General features: G+C 53.7%; 1 protein-coding gene. It reads right to left on the bottom strand.

Annotated features, from left to right (window positions below; all coding sequences use genetic code 11):
• Positions 1 to 147: 147 nt before the first annotated feature.
• Positions 148 to 423 (bottom strand): transposase (locus ACVOLV_RS22195; protein WP_481556242.1); only part of this gene is annotated, 276 nt, incomplete at its 5' end.

Genomic DNA, 423 nt, shown 5'->3' with positions numbered 1-423 from the left:
GCCTTGATCCGAGTGGATAAGGGTTTTGCGAGGACGTCGGCTGCGCACGGCTTTCATCACGGCATCCAGAACAAGTTCTCGATGAATCGTTGATCTGACAGCCCAACCAACGAGCGTGTGCAGATTTTTGTGTAAACGGGATTCGGGTTACAGCTGAGGGAGCCGCCCCTCAAACTGGATGGTAAATCGGTTCAGGGCTGCCTTCCAATCACGGATGGGTAAGGTCCATCGTTTGCTGATGTTGCGCAACGCGAGGTAGAGCAGTTTGACGAGAGCTTCGTCGCTCGGAAACGCGCCGCGGTGCTTGGTTAATTTTCGTAGCCCCATGTTCACCGACTCGATTGCGTTGGTTGTATAGATGACCTTACGGATCTCGGGTGGATAGTCGAAAAATGGGGTTAACCGTGTCCAGTTACGCCGCCA

Source organism: Stenotrophomonas sp. STEN023 (genome assembly GCF_056760135.1).
The sequence above is the reverse complement of the archived record's forward strand: the minus strand, read 5'-3'. Positions and strand labels throughout refer to the sequence as shown.